Below are 19,140 nucleotides of genomic sequence, written 5' to 3'. Positions count from 1 at the left end.
CTTTGTCCCGCCTGTTTTTGAGCGCAAAATCCCCTTTTTCCATAATCCCGGACTCACACTGTTTTCTATGCTGTTTTCTGCTCATTTTTCCCAGTGAATCTCTCTATTTCATGGTAAAGAAAACGATGATATTTATTTATATTTCGGCCGATTGCATACAGCATGAATTCTTTATATACTTTTGTGCTGCGGTAATTGAACCGCCGAAAACTGTCGTTCTCCTTAATATCCCCAAAGTGCCCTTCGGTCTGGATGGAACGGATCTGACGTTTCAGAATTCTCTTCTCGCTCTGGATGTTGGCATTGGATTTTCTTTTAATGCTTCCCACTGCTCATTGATCTTCATTACTTTATTTCGGTCGCCGTCCTATCCAGAAGTCCGACAAGATGGTAGTTGATGCTTCCACGCCAGACAAAGGTATACTTATTGACATTAGCTTCTATTTTGGTGCCATCCAAAAAGTAATTCCGCATCTTGATATAGTCCTTTTCCAGCAGGAGCTTTACCACCTCATAAAAAATATCTTCTATGATGTCCTTCATTTGCAGACGGAAACGGTTGATCGTGCGGAAATCCGGTTTGTTTCCCCCGGCAATCCACATGAAGTTGATATTTTCACGAAGGGCTTCGAGTATAATCTTTGAACGGCGTGGTAACCGTTCTCCTTTTTTTGAAGAAATCAAAGGAGGATATCCCCCAAGTCATTTCACGGCTTTTGGGACACCCTCATCCTTTGGGCTGACTATTTCCCGACTGCTCCTTTTCCTTTCTAACACGTTATAGTGCCAACCTTTTCTTTAATTTCTCCCATACCCCTGTTTTTGTCCAGAACAGCATCCACTCACTATAAGATGCCGTTCTGCTTTTAATTTATTTCACCAAATATCCTCCATCTACAGGAATGGTAGTGCCATTCAAATAATCAGAGGCGGATGATGCCAGAAACAGCACCGGTCCTTTTAAATCTTCCGGTGTTCCCCAACGGCCGGCAGGTATACGCACGGTGCACTCGTCCTTCCGCTCCTGGGTCATGTTCGCGCACATTTCTGTATCCATATATCCCGGGCAGATGCAGTTGATATTGATATTGCGCCCCGCACAATCTACCGCCAAGCTCTTGGTTAACTGGGATACCGCGCCCTTAGATGCCGTATAAGCCGGCACCGTGGTTCCTCCAAACCAGGTAACCATAGAACCAATGGTAATAATCTTTCCGCCCGTAGCCTGCTTAAGCATAACCTTGAGGGCCTTCTGAATCATCAGAAATACTGCATTTAAGTTAATGTTCAGCACCAGATCCCATTCTTCAATGGGAAATTCTTCCGGAAGGTGTCTTCTCTGAACGCCAGCCGCCGGAATCAGCACATCCAGCTTTCCATCCAGAATCTCCATGGCCTCTGTAAATATCCGGTCCACATCTGCCCGGTCCGAGAGATTTCCACATACTTCATATGCCTCATATCCCATGGCACGGTATTCTTCACACACAGCTTCCAGCTTTTCCTTCTGGATGTCAACCAACACAACCTTGCAGCCATTTTCCAGAAGTCCTTCTGCCATTCCGCGAGAAAGTCCCTGGGCGCCACCTGTCACAATTGCATGTTTTCCTGATACATTGAACATTTTTTTATAATCGTAAGCCATTTTTATACGATCCTTTTTTATTGAATATAGTTGTATGAATCAGCTTCTCTGTCAGTCAAACAAAATTACCATTTTCTTTGATTCCGTACATGGATGATCCATATAATAGAATACCTTGTCTATTTCACTGAAGGGGATAAACATGGTTGCAATCCCCTTTGTATTAAATTCCCCGTTCTCCATTCTCTGGATAGTAGGTTCGAATTGGAAGCAGGACATCCTGGAACCAATCACATCAAGTTCCCTCTGGTTAATCATGGCCTGTGTAATCTCTTCCTTTGCGGTAGAGAAACCCAGAGGAACCATACGTCCGGCATTACAAAGGATTCCCGGTTGCATACACATGGTAAGGGACCCCGGAAAACAAGCTGAGTCAAATGCCACCGTAACACCATGGTTATGGGTAATCTCCGCCACCCGTTTCACTACATCCTCCGTCTTTGAATTGATTACATGGTCGGCGCCGTATTCCTTCGCGCGTTGCAAAGATACATCATCAATATCGCAGCAAATGACCATTTGGCATCCTTTCGCTTTACAGGTCTGAAGAATAATGGAACCAATGGTGCCTGCGCCAAGGATGAATACCACATCCTCCGGAACAATCCTGGCGCGGTCAGTGCAATGGGCACCGATAGCATACGGTTCCACAAGGGCGGCATCTTTCCAATCCACCGAATCATCAATTTTGTACACTTCGGATGCGGGAGCCGTAAAATATTCTCTCCAGCCGCCATCTGCGCCTGAACCTCTGACCCGCACATGTTCACACACATTTTTTCTTCCAATCCGGCACTGATAACAGGTTCCACAGGTGGAAATCAGGTCTACAATTACATGGTCGCCCACCTTAACATTGGTAACCGCACTGCCCGCCTTAACCACCACTCCGGCATTTTCATGTCCCGGAATACGCGGATAGGTAGAACACGGATTCAGACCGTGATAGATATGGTGATCACTGCCGCACACACCCGCGGATTTCATCTGAATCAATACTTCGTTCTCTCCGGAGAGTTCCGGCACCGGTACTTCCCTCACTTCTGCCTTGTGTGGCTCTTCCACTACTACTTCTTTCATTACTTCTTTCATTATGAGCCTCCTACATTTTATTTATTTTGTGAATCAATGTCAGGTCTTTTAACCTGATATCAGGTTGGGCAATAGGGTTGACAATACAGGCACCATAGCAAACAGAACACCGCACATGATTTCTACCAGTATGAATGGAACAATCTGCCTGGAAACCGCACCAACTGACCGCTTACTGATTCCACATGATACGAACAGGCATGTTCCAAAAGGCGGCGTTGCCTGTCCCATCGCCAAAAGGAATACAAATACAAGACCAAAATGTACCGGGTCTATCCCAAAAGCAGCTGCAATCGGAGCCAGAATCGGGGCCAGAATCAGATTCGTGGCACCTACTTCCAAAAACATGCCGCAGACGATCAAAAGCAGAATGATAATTCCCCAGAACATATATTTTCCGGATACATATGACAGCATAAACCGGGTTACAAATTGCGGAATCTTATAATAGGTTATCAGCCAGCCAAACATCTGGGCCGTCACCACCAGTATCATCAGGTTAGCCGTTCCCACCGCCGTGGACTGGATGATTTCCCATATGCTTTTAAAGGTTACTTCCCGATATATGAACAAACATACAAGGGTTCCATACACCACAGCAATGACCGCCGATTCCGTCGGGGTGAAGATTCCGGCGTAAATTCCGCCCAGGATGATAACCGGCATGACCAGAGCCCAGATTGCACCTTTAAAAGAATGGAGAAATCGTTTAAATGAGAATTTTTCCGCTTTGGGAAACTTATATTTTTTTGCTTTGTAGTAGGCATAGATGCACAGAAAGATGCAGCATATCACCCCCGGAATCACTCCCGCCATCAGCAAATCCCCTACCGGCGTTCCCGTAATGTTGCCGTAGATTACCAGCACAATACTGGGCGGAATCACGATTCCCAGCGTACCGCCAATGGCCTGTACCGCCGCTGAATAATCCTCCGGATACCCTCTCTTAGACATCTCCGGGTACATCAGACCGCCGATGGCTGCCGTTGTTGCAACGGAAGAACCTGAAATGGCCGCAAAAAATGTACAGGCAACGATGGAAACCAGCGAAATCCCACCGGAAATCCATCCTACAAGCGAGTCCGCAAATGCCACCAGCCGCTTGGAAAGCCCTCCCTTGGACATAATATCTCCCGCCAGGATGAATGCCGGAATTGCCAGCATGGAAAAACTGTTTGAATTTGCAAAGATGCGCTGTGATATTACAACAAATGTAAGGTTGGGGTCCAATAGTACCGCCACAATACAGGCCAGTCCCAGGGACCATGTGATTTCCAGGCCGCAGGCCATGGTGACAATCAATGCAACGATTAATGCAATAGCTGCCGTATCCATTATTTTACCTCCTCTTCGGGGACTCTTACATATGTCTCATACAGATCAATCAGACTGGCAAATACATTCATGGCAAAGCCAATGAATATAATACCGTAAAGAAGGCTCATGGGAATCCTCATAGCCGGGCTGGTCTGGTAAGCCCCAATTAGAATCAGTTTAAAACTGCTGTAAACAAACACAATATTTACATATATCATGATAAATTTACGAATCAAATTCATCATAACTGCTGCCGTTCCCTTCAAATAATTGTCAATTATCTCAATCCTGACAAACAGATGATTGGTAATTGCCAGGTTTACTCCCAGAACAATTAATGTCACAAAGAGGTAGCGGGACAACTCTTCAGACCATGACAAGCTCCTAAAAATAACGAAGCGGCAGAATGTCTGGATAAATACCACTCCTACCATAGCCAACAGAGCCAGGCTGATTATGACCGTATTAATTCTTTGCATTTTTATAAAAACACTTTTTATCCCCTTCATCCTATGCCTCCTATTGTTTATTCTGCAATGCCTGAATCTGGGACATGATATCTCCATACTGCTTTTCCCATTCACCATAAAGGGATGCTGCCGCTTCGGTAAACTGCTGTTTATCCGGATATGTAACCACCATTCCCTGTTCCTTGAGCTGCTCAACTGCTTCCGCATCCATTTTCCTGCTAAGCTTTCGTTCCTCGAGACCGCATTCCATAACCGTATCCTGGAAAACCTGTTTCATTTCCTCATCCAGGGATGCCCACGTTGCGGGGCTCATTACCAAAAATACAGTAGAATACGCATGTTCAGTCACCGCCATATGTTTATTGACCTGGGCCACGTTGTTGGTCAGTATTACTGTAGAAGGATTCTCCTGTCCATCCAGCGCTCCCTGCTGCAAAGCCGTGTAGGCCTCTCCCCACGCCATGGGAGTGGCATCCGCCCCCAACGCTTTCCAAAATGCAATATGAATCTGGTTTTCCATAGTCCGGATCTTAAGTCCTGTTATGTCATCCACAGAATTCACATCTGCCTTGCTGTTTGTCAAATTTCGAAATCCTGACTCCCAGATTCCCAGGCCATAAAGCTGCACTCCAGAAAGTTCATCCAGAAAATAATTTCCTATTTCTCCCAGAAATACCTGATCCGCCTGATCCGTAGATGTAATTAAATATGGAATATCAAGTGCCGGAAAATCCGGAATAAAATTTCCAAGGGTGGACTGATTTACAACAGCAATGTCAATGGTTCCCATCTGACACCCCTCAATCGTGTCAATCTCCGCCCCCAGCTGCCCGTTATGATAAACCTCTATTTTATATTTCCCTCCGGTTCTCTCATAAATCTTATCGGCAAATGCATTCATGGACTGCCCGATTGCGCCTGTCTCTGATGATGTCTGCGCCATCCTTAAGGTGATAACCCCATCCTCCGACTGTGGAGGGCGTGAATCCTTATAGATACTTGCGCTCCCCGCAATCAATGCCGTCACCACAAGCAAACCTGCAATCTGTTTTCTTATCATGCTATTATCCGCTCCTTTCACTTTGCTCAATTTGATTCGCCCATATCTATGGTGTCTGCAGCGCTCCATCTTTCCTTCTGGTTTGCGTCCATGTGGTCACCGTATTCTCGCAAGGGTACTTAACAGCTTCCTTTTCATCCAAATCAACCCCCAGTCCCGGCTTATCATTGGCATATACATAACCATCCTTGTATTCAGGAAGCCCCGGAAATACTTCCAAAAGCGCTCCATGGGGTCCCTTCAAATCCTGAATCACAAAGTTGGGTGGCTCAATGCCGGACCATTCCTGAACGCCAAAATTCGGAGCCGCCAGGTCGATGTGAATATTCGCTGCATGCGCCAGGGGAGACATATCTCCAGGTCCGTGCCATGCCGTCCTTATCCCGAACTGCTCGGCAAATATCTGAAGCTTTCTGGCGGGAGTGATTCCTCCAATCTGACTAATATGTACCCGTATAAAATCAATCAGATGTTCTGTAATCAGCATTTTCCATTCGGCGGGGTTGTTAAACAGCTCACCCTCTGCAATCGGAATAGAGGTCTGCCGACGCAGCTGCCGCAGCCATTCCGTCTGCTCGATAGGCACCGGATCTTCCAGGAAGAACAAATCATAAGGTTCCAGCAGTCTTGCCAGACGAATCGCCTCCACCGGGGCAATGCGCTCATGGACGTCATGGACCAGATTCATCTCATATCCAATCTTGCTTCGGATGCCTTCAAACAGATTCACTGTGTCACGTATGTAGGATCTGGAATCCAGATAAACTCCGGGCAGAGAATTAGCGGGGGAATCCTTCGGCGTGCTTCCATATGCATCCCCTCCGTAGCCGCCGCACTGGCATCGGATTGTTCTGATTCCCATTTCCTGAAACCTTTGTATATTTTCACACAGCTCGTCTAAGTCCCGTCCATCCGCATGCCGGTAAACAGGAATCCCCTGACGGCATTTTCCACCAAATAGCTGATATACCGGCATCCCGGCCAGCTTCCCTTTAATGTCCCAAAGAGCCATATCCACCCCGGAGATTGCATTGTTCTCCGCCGGCCCATTGCGCCAGTAAGCATTCTGATGCATCAGCTGCCACAGCTCCTCGATACTCTCCGCATCCCTTCCTTTTAGCAAAGGGTCCAGATATTCCTCCACTATGGTTTTCACAGCCAAATGGCGGTAGGCAAAGGTTGCACAGCCGAGTCCATATAACCCGGGCTGATTTGTCTCAACCTTAACTACCACAAGATTAATGCCCTCCGGTGCCGTGCTTATGACTCTGATTCTTTCGATGGTAACTGACATATTAATCCCTCCTTCTTCTTGTTAGTCGTCTGACAAGTACTTTCTTAAATAATGGCTCAAAATGCCCATTCCCGTAATTACTCCGGCTCGTTAAGCTTATCAATCGCTACCTGTAAATGCTCATACATACATTCTCTCGCCCTCTTGGCATCCCCGGATCGAATCGCATTCAAAATCAGCGTATGATAATAGATACCATCCTTAAATCCAAACAGTTCATATGTCCTTCCCTGATCCTTACACGCCTCCTCAAAAACCTTGCTCATACTTTTTTCAAGTAATGGATTCCGGGATTCCCGGCAGATAAGTTCATGAAACGCCGTATCAGCCATAATAAAGTTTTCTTTGTTCACTTTATTGGATGCCATAGTGTCCAGACACCGCTGAAGTTCATTTATAAACTCGTCAGTAGCATATCTGGTCGCCAGATAACAGGCCTCTGTCTCCACAATCCTTCTGAACTCCAGCACTTTCTGCAAATCCTTGCAATCCTGGGCTGTAATCTTTCCTTTATTGGCAGACATCTCGTCTACCTGATTATCCATAACATATGTACCTTTTCCGTGCCGGCTTTCCAATATACCAAGACCAACCATCTGCTGAATCGCCGTCCGCACACTTGCCCGGCTTACCCCAAGTGTCTCTGTCAGCTGGTTTTCCGAAGGAATCTTTTCTCCTACTTTCCATGCTCCTGATACTATATTTTCCTTAAAATAGCTAACCAACTGCTCCGTGACATTTGAATGTGTTATAATCATATTTTCACTCCTTGTCTGACAACTTGTCTTAATTATAACACTTCTAGATTTCTTGTCAATGAAGGGATCTTCCTGATTTAACAGTGGCAGACACATATTTCCAAACTCAAAATTCTACATTTTCTTTTGTACTCCTTTCCATTTTGTTTACTTTTTAGGCGTTTGCGTACGCCAGAAACCGCATAAATACGGGATTCTTTTTGCTACAAAATAAAACAACTCCTCACTGATTTATGGTAAAATTATTGATGACTCTTGAGATATTTCCCCATACTTTTTTAAATGAGATACTGTTGCATCTGTAATGGATACGGAACGTTCCTTATTGATATTTTCTTGGACGCATATTAATCACCTCAAGCTTATCTTACTACTTTATTTTTGGTATTACAAACTTTTTGTACTACTACATTGCTTTGTTAATTGCTGTATTGCTTTCATTTTACACTCTCGGGAAGCGCAGAGGCTTTCACAAAGAAGATTTATACGAAATATCCTCTAAAGCGTTCCTGCCCGTAGGATTAATCATTCTGGTAACCGGAGCCGGAGGCGTGTTTAAACAGATACTTTTGGACAGCGGTGCGGGAGATGTCATAGCACAATCAGTGGAAACCATCGGCCTCCCACCCATCATTTTGGGGTATCTGGTTGCTGTATTTATAAGAGTCAGCCAGGGCAGCGGCATGGTGGCTATGATAACAGCAGCCGGTATTGTCAGCCCTTTGCTCGCTATCTCACCTGTATCGAAAATGCAGAGGGCTCTGGTTGTATTGGCGATTGCCGCTGGTTCAGTGGCCGCTTCCCATGTAAATGACAGCGGTTTCTGGCTGGTCTATGACTGAAGGCCAAACATTGAGAACATGGACGTTCATCACCGCATTCCTCTCCCTCTGTTCCCTGATTCTGGTAATCCTGCTCAGCTTAATTATACCGTAAAAAGACTCAAATCCGCCTTTTCTATGACAAAAAGTCCTCTGCAGCAGATCATGATAACCTGCCGCAGGGGACTTTCCATTTCATAGTACCAACGCAGCACAACCCTCTAACTTAGCTGCGCTCCATTTGGGCAATGCCCGTGTTTATTCATCCCAGTTATGGTACACGGCCTGGACATCGTCATCCTCATCCAGCAAATCCAGTGTACGGTTTAACTTCTTAATATCATCCTCATCGGTCAGCTCCACCCATGTCTGGGGAATCATGGTCACATCCGCCTGCATCATGGGAATGCTCTGGGCCTCCAGTGCCTCGCGCACAGCGCTGAAATCCTCAGGCGCCGTAACGACCTCGTAGCTGTCCTCCTCCTCGGAGAAATCCTCTGCTCCCGCGTCCAGGGCAAGCATCATCAGTTCGTCCGGATCCATGCCGCATTCTTCCTTGTCGATGATAATCTGTCCCTTTTTATCAAACATATAGGACACGCTTCCCGGTGTGCCTACGTTGCCGCCGCCCTTGGTGAAGGCGCTCCTCACATTGGCAGCCGTGCGGTTCTTGTTGTCGGTCAGTGTATCCACGATAATAGCCACGCCGTTGGGGCCGTATCCCTCGTATGTAAGGGTCTCGTAGTTCACGGAGTTGGCATCGCCTGCCGCCTTTCTGATGCCGCGGTCAATGGTATCATTGGGCATGTTGTTGGCCTTTGCCTTGGCGATAACGTCCCTCAGCTTACTGTTGTTGGCCGGATCTGCTCCGCCCTCTTTTACAGCGACTGCAATCTCACGGCCGATGACAGTGAAGATCTTGCCCTTGGCAGCGTCGTTGCGCTCTTTCTTATGCTTAATGTTGGCAAACTTTGAATGTCCTGACATTGGTAAACATCCTTTCCTGTTTCTTCTTTTATGGTTTATACGTTCAAATACGGCCCTCTGCTGTATTTTATACACATCTTTTCTATATTAACACGATTTTTTTTATATGGCAAGAAAAATTCTCTCCCTTAATTGCCCGCAGGAGATGCCGGGCTTAGACACTGGCTCGAATGCCGCCCGCAAACCCTTTGTTTCAGCCCCCTGCCCGGCTCACCCCACCTCCGCCGCCAGGTTTCTGAGCCACTTCTTCTGCCTGTACCGTATATATCCCAGCACAGCCTTATATACCTCTTCCGTCATCACCAGCGCATACACTGTATAGATAGGCAGCCTCCACACCAGGGCTCCCAAAAACGCCAGGGGTACGCCGATAAACCACACGCCGCTGGTATCCAGGAACAGACACATCTTGGTATCGCCTCCGCTTCTCAACACGCCCACCACATTGACATAATTAAACATCTTCGCCGGCATGTAGGCCGCAAAAATCAGGATGCACAGGCTTACGTTCCGGGCCACCTCAGGCGTGATGTTGTAAAGGCTGATGATGGGCCACCGAATTCCAATCAGCACCACAGCCACGCCTACCGTGGCAATGAACTGGAGGATAAAGAAATGCACCGCATACTTCTCCGCCCGTTTGAGATGGCCCGCCCCCAGCTCATTGCCCAGGATAACGGCAGTGGCCGCGCTCAGGCCCTGAAACAGCACCACCAGGATATCCTGAATGGTGGTGGCGATGGTGATGGCCGCCACCGCCTCGTCTCCCATGCGCCCGTAGGCCAGGGAATACATGGTAGTGCCCAGCCCCCACATAAACTCATTGGCAATGACAGGTGCTGACGTCCTGAAAAACTGGCTGATGAACAGGCCGCTCCAGCCAAACAGCTCCCTGAGTCCGCAGGCCACCGGAAGCTTTTTTCCGTACACGTACCCCAGAATCAGCGCAATCTCAATCGTCCTTGCTATAAGGGTGGCCACGGCCGCGCCGGACACTCCCATGGCCGGTGCGCCAAACTTACCGAAAATCAGCACATAATTCAGGCAGATATTAATCAAAATGGCTATACAGCTGCTTATGACAGGGAATATAACCTTGTTCACCGCCCTGAGTATGGCCACATATACATTGGTCATGGCTAAAAAGGGGTAGGTTAAAACCGCTATCTTTAAATACTTTGCCCCCAGCTCCACGCTGTCATGGCTGGTGGTAAATATGCGCATGACGGATTGGGGTGACATAAGGGCCGGCACAACGAAGAACAAGGCCCCTGTCAGGGCCAAAAGGATGGAAAGTCCCAGGACCTTCCGTATGCTCCTTAAATCGCCGTTTCCCCAGAACTGGGCCGCCAGTACGCCGCTTCCGCTGACAATTCCGAATACCAGAAGCGAAAAAACAAAGAAGAACTTATTGGCCAGTCCCACTGCCGCTATGGCTGTGGCCCCCATGGTTCCAATCATCAGGGTATCCACCAGATTTACCACTGTGTTAAGCATTCCCTGCAGAGCCACGGGACAGGCAATCATAAGCGCCTTCCTTAAAAATCTGCTGTCACGAAACATCTCCTTCGTACTCTCTATTAACTGCATCATACTTCTCTTCCACCGAATCTTTCCAGCTGTCCGCAGCCTTCCCGCCTTCCGGCACAGGAACTACCCGGACGCTCTCTATCATCTTATTACCGGCCCGCTCCACTTCAAAGAGCCAGCCGCCGAATTCCACCTGGGGATTCTCCCCTTCCTGAGGGATGCGGTCCAGCCGTGAGACCAGATATCCGTTCAGGGTGTCGTAGGTGTCACTGTCCTCCTCAGGCAGTTCAATATCCAGGGTTTCCATCACATCTTCTAACGGCGTAAGACCACTCATGACAAAGGTGCCATCCTCCATGGCCTGTATGAAATCCTCTTCCTCATCGTATTCATCCATGATGTTGCCCACGATTTCTTCCAGTATATCCTCCATGGTGAGAAGACCGGCTGTCTGTCCGTACTCGTCCACCACGATTTCCATGTGAATCTTGCGGGACTGCATCTCCTTGAAAAGGGTGTCTATGTTCCTTGTCTCAGGTATGAAATTGGCTTCCCTCAAAAGGCCGGGTATGTCCATAACCATCCTGTCCTTGTTCTCTTCCTTTTCCGCAAAGGCCATGGCATCGCGCATGTGGAGTATGCCAATGATATCATCTATGTCCTCCCCGTATACAGGATACCGGGTATTCACGCCTTCATTCAGGATGAAATCCACTGCTTTCTTAAGGCTCATGCTGCCGTCCAGGGCCGTCATGTTGGTACGGTGCGTCATGATATCCGCGGCTTCCTTGTCTCCCAGCTCAAAGATATTGGTTATCATCTCTGTCTCATCCGCTTCCAGGACACCCTGTTCATGGCCCTCATTGACCATGGACATGATATCCTCCTCTGTCACGTTGCCGTCGTCATCCGCCAGGTCCACCCCAAATGGCTTAAGCACCAGGGAAGAAATCAACGTAATCAGGCGTGTCAGGGGCAGGAATACCCCCGCGAAGAAGAGCACAACCGGAAGCATATGGTATCCCCACTTCTCAGGCTCCCTGGCCGCCAGACGTTTAGGTATGATTATGCCGAAACTGATGACCAGCACCAGGACAAATATGGTGACCAGGGCCAGAATCCCTGCCCACTGCCACCAGGACGGATTCCTGTACCATGGCGTGTCCGCCATCTCCATCACCTGGGCCGGATCTGCCCAGGCCAGCACCTTTCCCAGAAGGAACCTGCGCTCCACCATGCCAATCATGGCAGGAAGGATTGCCGCACCTATAATCATACCCATCAGATGGGTAGTGACCTGGATGGTATGGACGAACCGCACGGGACGGTTCACTATCTCTAACAGGCGCGCAGCCTTTTTATTCCCCCCGGCCGCCTCCTCTTCCAGCTTCCCCTCGTTCACATTCTGTATTGCCGAACCAAAACCGTAAAACACTGCCTCCAGAAGAATAAATCCTATCAATATGAGGATACTGACAGGTGGATAACCATCGTCCATAATGACAAAAAGACTCCTTTCATACTCATGAAACACCATAACCGTCGGGCCCTGCCAAAAAAACAGAGCTATACCTCTAAAATACGGCATAACTCTGCTTATCATATCATTTTTCTCATATTTCGTCAATGGTGCCTTATGCTCCTGACCATGGTGCCCCCGCCTGCTTATGTACGCAGTTCCAGGCTAATCATAAGGGCCTCATCCACCTTCTGCTGCAGTTCCTCATCAATGTGGCAGATTTTCTCCTTCAGTCTCTGTTTGTCAATGGTGCGCAGCTGTTCCAGGAGAATGACCGAATCCTTGATCATGGCACAGCGTCTGGTGGGCAGTTCCACATGGGTGGGCAGCTTGGCTTTGTTCATCCTGGATGTAATGGCTGCACATATGACCGTGGGGCTGTGCTTGTTTCCCACGTCATTCTGGATAATCAGCACAGGGCGCACTCCTCCCTGTTCCGAGCCCACCACCGGCCGCAAATCCGCATAATAAATATCTCCACGTCTGATAATCACATCGTTCACACTCCGTCAATTTATTCAATCTTAGTATTGACATTTTTGACCTGTGTATACATAGCCCAGATACACTGGGGCATCCGGCCGGCTTTACGCCACACTAATAACATATGAGTCAGACGTTCTCTTTGAGCCTGGTAGGCTTTTACATATATCCAAAGCCCTCGTAAATATCGTTAAAGTAATCCTTTTGCCCAATGGCCTTCCCGTCCCGCAGGTAGACTCTTGGAACCCGTTTGCCGATTCCACAGATAATTTCATAGTGGAAACCGCCGCCCAGACGGGCCAGCTCCTCCACCGTAATACATTCCTCCCCATCCTTTCCAATGAGGGTCACCTGATCTCCTTCCGCTGCCTCAGGGATGTCCGTAACATCTGCCATGAACTGGTCCATGCATATCCTCCCAAGGATCCCTGCCCGTTTTCCGCGTATGAGCACCGCGCCCTTGTTGGAGAGACTGCGCAGATAACCGTCCCCGTATCCCACAGGAATGGTGGCCACCCGCATGGTACGGTCCGCCACGAAGGTACCCCCATAGCTCACGGCCGTACCTGGTTCTATGGTCTTTATGTATGTGATGAAGCTCTTAAGCTCCATGGCAGGAACCAGCTTCACCCTGTCCCGGACCACCTCGTCTGAAGGATACAGGCCGTAAATGGAGATTCCGGCACGCACCATATCCAATCCGTTGGAGTCCAGCCCTTCCACAATGCCGGCGCTGTTGGAGCAGTGGCGGATTGGGATATCCACGCCCCGGCTGTGGAGCATTTCACAGAAATCCCTGTATTTCTTATACTGTGCCTCATAAAATGCCTTATCCGCCTCATCTGCCCTGGCAAAATGGGTAAACATACCCTCGATGCGGATTCCGGGAAGCCTGGATATCCTGGCCGCCTCGTCTGCCGACGCCTCATCCGGCGCCATTCCAATCCGGCTCATGCCCGTATCCACCGCCAGATGTATGTTTGCCCTGGCGCCGTTCTTTACAGCTGTTTCAGATAATTTTCCGGCCTCCTCATACCGGAACATGGCCGGGCGTATATCGTACCGGACCAAATCCTCAAAACGGCTCTCATGGGTCACACCCAGTACCAGAATCATTTTCTGGATGCCGTGGCGGCGCAGGATAACCGCCTCGTCAATGGTGGCCACCGCATACCCTTCCACATAAGGAGCAATGGTCCTGGCCACCGGAACCGCCCCGTGTCCGTACCCGTCTGTCTTTACCACCCCGATCATGGAAGTGGAAGGAGGAAGGCTGTCCCTCATTGCCCTCATATTGGATTCCACCGCATCCAGGTCAATGGCTGCGTAAACTCTGCTGTAAGAATTCATTGTTGTTGCCTCCTGTGTCGCGGGCCCCTGTCCCGGCCCAATCTCAATTGTATTTAAAATATTATTGGCGTGGCGGAACAGCCATTACACCATGGCCATCACACTGCCGACAGCATCCGCCAGTTCCGAAGCCAGCAGGCTGTGGGCGCCGCTTTTAGAGACAGCCGCGTCCCCTGCCCGACCATGAAGATATACACCCAGACAGGCAGCCTCCTCCTCATCCATGCCAATGGCTATCAGGCCTGCTATGATGCCTGTGAGCACGTCGCCGGAACCCGCCTTTGCCATGGCGCTGTTGCCGCTGTAATTGATGTACAGGTTCCCGTCCCGTCCCGCGGTGACTGTGGCTGCGTCCTTTAACACGCAGGTGAGGCCGTAACGACCCGCATACTCCAGGGCCGTGGCTGCCAGGTTCTCCTTAATCTGATCGACGGTCTCCCCTGTGAGCCGGGCCATTTCCCCCAGATGGGGCGTCACGATAATATTCTCCGTATAGTAAGAGGTAAGGTATGGATGAGCCGCTATGGCGTTCAGGCCGTCCGCGTCAATGATGACAGGCACGAACGCGCTGGTCAGTATATCCTCCACCAGGTATTCCACATAGGGTCCATTTCCCAGTCCCGGTCCCAGTACCACCACGTCAGCCCAATCCATCTGGGCTTCTATCATCTTCCTGAATTCATCCCTGCCCTCCATGAGCTGGTCCGGGGTGTAGGTGGCTATAATGGCCTCAGGCAGGCGTTCCTGGAGAATCTGCCGGTTTTCCTCCACTGTAAGCATTTTTACCAGTCCCGCCCCTGTCCTGTATGCGGATAAGGCGCTCAGGTAAGCGGCCCCGCACATATTCTTAGAGCCTGCCACAATCAGCACCTTTCCAAAGGTTCCCTTGTTGGAATAGGCAGGGCGCTTGGGAATCCGTTTCAAATCATCATCACCGTAGGTGACGGCAAAATCCCCCGCCGCCGTCCCCTCTGCTTCCTTCACCGCATCCAGGGCCTGTCCGGGAAATCCGATATCAGCCACTTCCACCTGGCCCGCGTACTCCCGGCCCGGATACAGGGCTGTCCCGGTTTTCTCCCATCCAAATGTAACGGTCAGGTCAGCCCTCAGGGCTATGCCCATGACAGTCCCCGTATCCCCGTGGATGCCCGACGGCACATCCACCGCCACAGTGCGGCGGATGGACTTGGCCTCAAGCATCTTAATACACTGCCTGTACTCCCCCTCAACAGGGCGGCTCAGTCCCACGCCGAACACCGCGTCTATGAGAAGGCCGCATTCTTCCTTCTCCCCCTCCTGCCAGGACGAGGAGGAAAGGCCCACATTGCCTGCAATCTTAATCTGCGTCCTGAATTCGTCTGTTCCTTTATCCGGATTTCCTACCAGGAATACACGCACCGGATATCCTTTTAAATGAAGCATCCTGGCTGCCGCCACGCCGTCGGCCCCGTTATTGCCGGTGCCGCACACTGCCCAGATTGTATCCCCCTTCTCCCACAGACTCTCCGCTGCCTGGGCCACCTTAAGAGCTGCCCGCTCCATCAGGACCAGGGACGGAACACCTATGGTATGGATGGTGTATGCGTCAATGGCTTTCATCTGTTTTCCCGTTACCAGCATCCTCATATGGCTGTACCTCCTTTATCCTTCCTTCTCCCACCGCAAACGCCATGGCATATTCCCTTGTATTGGTGATGGACACCTCCAGGCGTTCCATCCCCATCTCCTGAAACCGCGCCAGGGCGCCTCTGTAAAGGCGGACATAGGGTTTTCCCACATCGTCCCTGAGCACCTCCACGTCGATGGGCATGAAGGTCCGAAACCCCGTTCCCAGGGCCTTTGCAACCGCTTCCTTCACAGCAAAAGAGCCGGCCAGCTTAGAGGCGGACCCCTTTGCTTGCCGGCTTTCCATATCCGTAAATGTGCGCACCACAAAATAATCCTTTTTACAGGCTTTTTCCATGCGTCTGATTTCAACTAAATCCGTTCCAACTCCAAGTATCATGGTGCTGTCTTCCTAAACATTTACTTTAACGCGTTCTTTTTCTCCTCCTGCAGGTCGTACATGCTGCTGACCCGGTAGGAAAGACGCATCAGGCTCTCGGACAGGTGTACGTTCTCCACCACCACGTCCTCCGGTACCACCAAGTCCGTGTGGGCAAAATTCCAGATAGCCCTGATTCCCGCGTTTACCAGGCGGTCCGCAATCTCCGGCGCCTTTGTTTTCGGGATGGTCAGAGCAGCAATCTGAATCTCATTCTCCCTGATAAACGTCTCCAAATCATCCACGGAGCGAATCTCAATTCCCCTGATGACCAGGCCAATCAGTTTGGGGTTAATATCAAACATTCCCCTGATAACAAAGCCCCTGCGCTCGAAATTCGTATAATTGGCAATTGCCTGTCCCAGGTTTCCTGCTCCGATGATGATCACATTGTGCTGTCTGTCAATCCCAAGTATCTTGGCGATTTCCGAATAGAGGTACTTTACATTATAGCCGTATCCCTGCTGCCCGAATCCGCCGAAATTATTCAGATCCTGACGGATCTGAGATGCGGTCACTTTCATTCTGGAGCTCAGCTCATTGGAAGATATACGCTCCACACCTTCCTCTATTAATTCACCTAAATAACGGTAATAACGGGGCAGCCTGGAAATCACTGCCTTCGAAATCTCCTTGCGTTCCATGATGTATCCACCTTCCCATTGTGCAGTTCTGTCAAAACTCTAATAGTTCTATTATAAACAGACGTCAAAAAAATGTCAAACACGTTTACATATGTTCTTGAAAAAATCGTCACCGTATATTATACTTGGGAGAGCTAAATATGTCGTTTTTAAAGGAGTTTACCATGATTTTATCATGCAGCAATATAAGCAAATCATTTGGAGAGAAACATATATTAAAGCAGGTTTCCTTCCACCTGGAGGACCATGAAAAGGCAGCCATCGTCGGAATCAACGGCGCCGGCAAGTCTACCCTCCTGAAAATCATCATTGGGGAACTGGCCTCCGACGAGGGGTGCGTGGCACTGAGCAAGGGGGCCTCCATCGGCTACCTGGCCCAGCACCAGGACCTGGACAGCGAGAGCACCATCCACGACGCCCTGCTGGAGGTCAAGCGTCCCATCCTTCAGATGGAAGAACGCATCCGCTTCCTGGAACTGGACATGAAAAGCGCGTCCGGCGAGCGTCTGGAAGCCATGCTGGAGGAATACAGCCGCCTGACCCACCAGTTTGAGTTGGAGGGCGGCTATGCCTGCCGCAGCGAAATCACCGGCGTATTAAAGGGTCTTGGCTTTGCCGAGGAGGAATTTTCAAAGCCCATCAACGCCCTGTCCGGCGGCCAGAAAACCCGCGTATCCCTGGGAAAGCTTCTGCTGACCAAGCCTGACATTCTGCTTTTAGACGAGCCCACCAACCACCTGGACATGGAATCCATTGCCTGGCTGGAGACATACCTTAAGACCTACAACGGCAGCGTAATCATCGTTGCCCATGACCGTTATTTCCTGGACCGTGTGGTGACAAAAATCGTGGAGCTGGACAATGGAATCGGGACCGTATTCAGCGGCAATTACACTGCCTACAGCGACAAAAAAGCCATGCTCCGGGATGCCAGAATCCGGGCATACTTAAATCAGCAGCAGGAAATCAGGCACCAGGAGGCGGTCATTGCCAAGCTTAAATCCTTTAACCGGGAAAAATCCATCCGCAGGGCCGAGAGCCGTGAAAAGATGCTGGAAAAGATTGATCGTCTGGAAAAGCCCATGGACATCGACGACTCCATGGACATCCGGCTGGAGCCGGATGTGGAAAGCGGCAAGGATGTGCTTACCGTCACCGGCCTGAGCAAGTCCTTTGACAGCCAGACCCTGTTCACGGATGTAAATTTTGAAATCAAGCGCGGGGAACGGGTAGCCATCATCGGCAACAATGGCACCGGCAAGACCACTCTCCTCAAAATTATCAACCAGCTGCTGCCCGCCGATGCCGGAGAGATACGTCTGGGTTCCAAGGTACACATCGGCTACTACGACCAGGAACACCAGATTCTTCATATGGATAAGACCCTGTTTGACGAAATCCAGGACACCTATCCCAACATGAACAATACCCAGATCCGCAACACCCTGGCGTCCTTTCTCTTTACAGGGGATGATGTGTTCAAATTAATCCGCGATTTAAGCGGCGGTGAGCGCGGACGCGTCTCCCTGGCCAAGCTGATGCTTTCCGACGCCAATTTCCTGCTGTTGGACGAACCAACCAACCACCTGGACATCACCTCCAAGGAAATCCTGGAAAGCGCCCTGTGCCGTTACACCGGAACCGTACTCTATGTATCCCATGACCGGTATTTCATCAACCGCACAGCCACCAGAATTCTGGATTTGACCGGACAGTCCCTGATTAATTACATTGGCAGCTACGACTACTATCTTGAGAAAAAGGATGCTGTGGAAGCCGCATTTGCAGCCAGGAACAACCGTACATTCTCTGTACCCAATTCCTTCCAATCCTCAGACCGGCCTTCCCAGAGTTCCCAGAACGACCCGAAACTGGCATGGAAGGCTCAGAAGGAAGAACAGGCCCGCATACGCAGGATTCAGAACGAGCTCAGGAAAACAGAGGATTACATTCACGCCCTGGAGACCAGGGACAGCGAGATTGACGCCCTCCTCACCCGGGAGAAGGTTTACACCGATGTGCCCAGGCTCATGGAGCTGAATAAGGAAAAAGAGGAAATAGCCGGACAGCTGGAGAAGCTGTACCAGATCTGGGAAGAATTGGCCGAGGAGGCCTGATGCCGCAGA

18 protein-coding genes and 1 pseudogene are annotated in these 19,140 nt (G+C 49.8%); 2 read left to right on the top strand and 17 right to left on the bottom strand.

Features of this window, described 5'->3' with window-relative positions; translation table 11 throughout:
• Positions 1-65 precede the first annotated feature (65 nt).
• The 9 genes and pseudogenes from G614_RS0124305 to G614_RS0124265 form a co-directional block, all read right to left on the bottom strand.
• Positions 66-361 (bottom strand): annotated as a pseudogene (locus G614_RS0124305) (transposase); the annotation flags it as partial.
• Positions 346-684 carry a transposase gene (locus G614_RS0124300; protein ID WP_027643933.1) on the bottom strand — a complete coding sequence of 113 codons (339 nt, stop codon included), beginning with the start codon at positions 682-684 and terminating at the stop codon, positions 346-348. The pseudogene G614_RS0124305 and the gene G614_RS0124300, both read right to left, overlap by 16 nt.
• A gap of 187 nt (positions 685-871) precedes the next feature.
• Positions 872-1,645 carry an SDR family NAD(P)-dependent oxidoreductase gene (locus G614_RS0124295; protein WP_027643932.1) on the bottom strand — a complete coding sequence of 258 codons (774 nt, stop codon included), beginning with the start codon at positions 1,643-1,645 and terminating at the stop codon, positions 872-874.
• A gap of 51 nt (positions 1,646-1,696) precedes the next feature.
• Complete coding sequence (locus G614_RS0124290; protein WP_002583644.1) at positions 1,697-2,737, bottom strand: zinc-dependent alcohol dehydrogenase; 1,041 nt, start codon at positions 2,735-2,737, stop codon at positions 1,697-1,699.
• Positions 2,738-2,785: 48 nt separating this feature from the next.
• Entirely contained in the window at positions 2,786-4,072 is a 1,287-nt protein-coding gene (locus G614_RS0124285) for a TRAP transporter large permease (RefSeq protein ID WP_027643931.1), read from the bottom strand.
• Positions 4,072-4,563, bottom strand: coding sequence for a TRAP transporter small permease (locus G614_RS0124280; protein WP_027643930.1), 492 nt, complete (start codon positions 4,561-4,563; stop codon positions 4,072-4,074). The genes G614_RS0124285 and G614_RS0124280 overlap by 1 nt, the downstream gene beginning before the upstream one ends.
• Before the next feature lie 10 nt (positions 4,564-4,573).
• A complete protein-coding gene (locus G614_RS0124275; RefSeq protein WP_027643929.1) occupies positions 4,574-5,584 on the bottom strand; it encodes a TRAP transporter substrate-binding protein in 1,011 nt (336 codons plus the stop codon).
• Positions 5,585-5,630: 46 nt separating this feature from the next.
• Positions 5,631-6,878 carry an enolase C-terminal domain-like protein gene (locus G614_RS0124270; RefSeq protein WP_027643928.1) on the bottom strand — a complete coding sequence of 416 codons (1,248 nt, stop codon included), beginning with the start codon at positions 6,876-6,878 and terminating at the stop codon, positions 5,631-5,633.
• A 77-nt stretch (positions 6,879-6,955) separates the two neighbouring features.
• Entirely contained in the window at positions 6,956-7,636 is a 681-nt protein-coding gene (locus G614_RS0124265; RefSeq protein WP_027643927.1) for a FadR/GntR family transcriptional regulator, read from the bottom strand.
• Between the two features lie 398 nt (positions 7,637-8,034).
• Between G614_RS0124265 and G614_RS29000 the strand changes: the two genes are divergently transcribed.
• Positions 8,035-8,478 carry a hypothetical protein gene (locus tag G614_RS29000; protein WP_330367094.1) on the top strand — a complete coding sequence of 148 codons (444 nt, stop codon included), beginning with the start codon at positions 8,035-8,037 and terminating at the stop codon, positions 8,476-8,478.
• 237 nt (positions 8,479-8,715) lie between these two features.
• Here G614_RS29000 and G614_RS0124255 read toward each other — a convergent pair whose 3' ends face one another.
• The 8 genes from G614_RS0124255 to G614_RS0124220 all read right to left on the bottom strand — a co-directional run bounded on the left by G614_RS0124255 (position 8,716) and on the right by G614_RS0124220 (position 17,014).
• Positions 8,716-9,444, bottom strand: coding sequence for a YebC/PmpR family DNA-binding transcriptional regulator (locus G614_RS0124255; RefSeq protein ID WP_027643925.1), 729 nt, complete (start codon positions 9,442-9,444; stop codon positions 8,716-8,718).
• Positions 9,445-9,654: 210 nt separating this feature from the next.
• On the bottom strand, positions 9,655-11,037 hold the full coding sequence (locus tag G614_RS0124250) for an MATE family efflux transporter (protein WP_027643924.1): 1,383 nt from the start codon (positions 11,035-11,037) through the stop codon (positions 9,655-9,657).
• A complete protein-coding gene (locus tag G614_RS0124245; protein ID WP_027643923.1) occupies positions 10,997-12,472 on the bottom strand; it encodes a hemolysin family protein in 1,476 nt (491 codons plus the stop codon). The genes G614_RS0124250 and G614_RS0124245 overlap by 41 nt, the downstream gene beginning before the upstream one ends.
• Before the next feature lie 167 nt (positions 12,473-12,639).
• Positions 12,640-12,987, bottom strand: a complete 348-nt coding sequence (locus tag G614_RS0124240) for a type II toxin-antitoxin system PemK/MazF family toxin (RefSeq protein ID WP_002567397.1) — start codon at positions 12,985-12,987, stop codon at positions 12,640-12,642.
• 148 nt (positions 12,988-13,135) lie between these two features.
• On the bottom strand, positions 13,136-14,326 hold the full coding sequence (gene alr, locus G614_RS0124235; RefSeq protein WP_027643922.1) for an alanine racemase: 1,191 nt from the start codon (positions 14,324-14,326) through the stop codon (positions 13,136-13,138).
• Between the two features lie 84 nt (positions 14,327-14,410).
• Positions 14,411-15,952, bottom strand: coding sequence for a bifunctional ADP-dependent NAD(P)H-hydrate dehydratase/NAD(P)H-hydrate epimerase (locus G614_RS0124230; protein WP_027643921.1), 1,542 nt, complete (start codon positions 15,950-15,952; stop codon positions 14,411-14,413).
• Positions 15,912-16,331, bottom strand: coding sequence for a holo-ACP synthase (gene acpS / locus G614_RS0124225; protein WP_027643920.1), 420 nt, complete (start codon positions 16,329-16,331; stop codon positions 15,912-15,914). The genes G614_RS0124230 and acpS overlap by 41 nt, the downstream gene beginning before the upstream one ends.
• 20 nt (positions 16,332-16,351) lie before the next feature.
• On the bottom strand, positions 16,352-17,014 hold the full coding sequence (locus G614_RS0124220) for a redox-sensing transcriptional repressor Rex (RefSeq protein ID WP_022202552.1): 663 nt from the start codon (positions 17,012-17,014) through the stop codon (positions 16,352-16,354).
• A gap of 164 nt (positions 17,015-17,178) precedes the next feature.
• On the opposite strand from G614_RS0124220, the gene G614_RS0124215 reads away from it, so the two are divergent.
• Positions 17,179-19,131 carry an ABC-F family ATP-binding cassette domain-containing protein gene (locus G614_RS0124215; protein ID WP_027643919.1) on the top strand — a complete coding sequence of 651 codons (1,953 nt, stop codon included), beginning with the start codon at positions 17,179-17,181 and terminating at the stop codon, positions 19,129-19,131.
• Positions 19,132-19,140: the final 9 nt, after the last annotated feature.

The sequence above is a fragment of the [Clostridium] clostridioforme AGR2157 genome, from assembly GCF_000424325.1.
GTDB classification, from domain to species: Bacteria; Bacillota; Clostridia; order Lachnospirales; family Lachnospiraceae; genus Enterocloster; species Enterocloster clostridioformis_A.
This window is presented reverse-complemented; position numbering and strand designations above follow the sequence as displayed.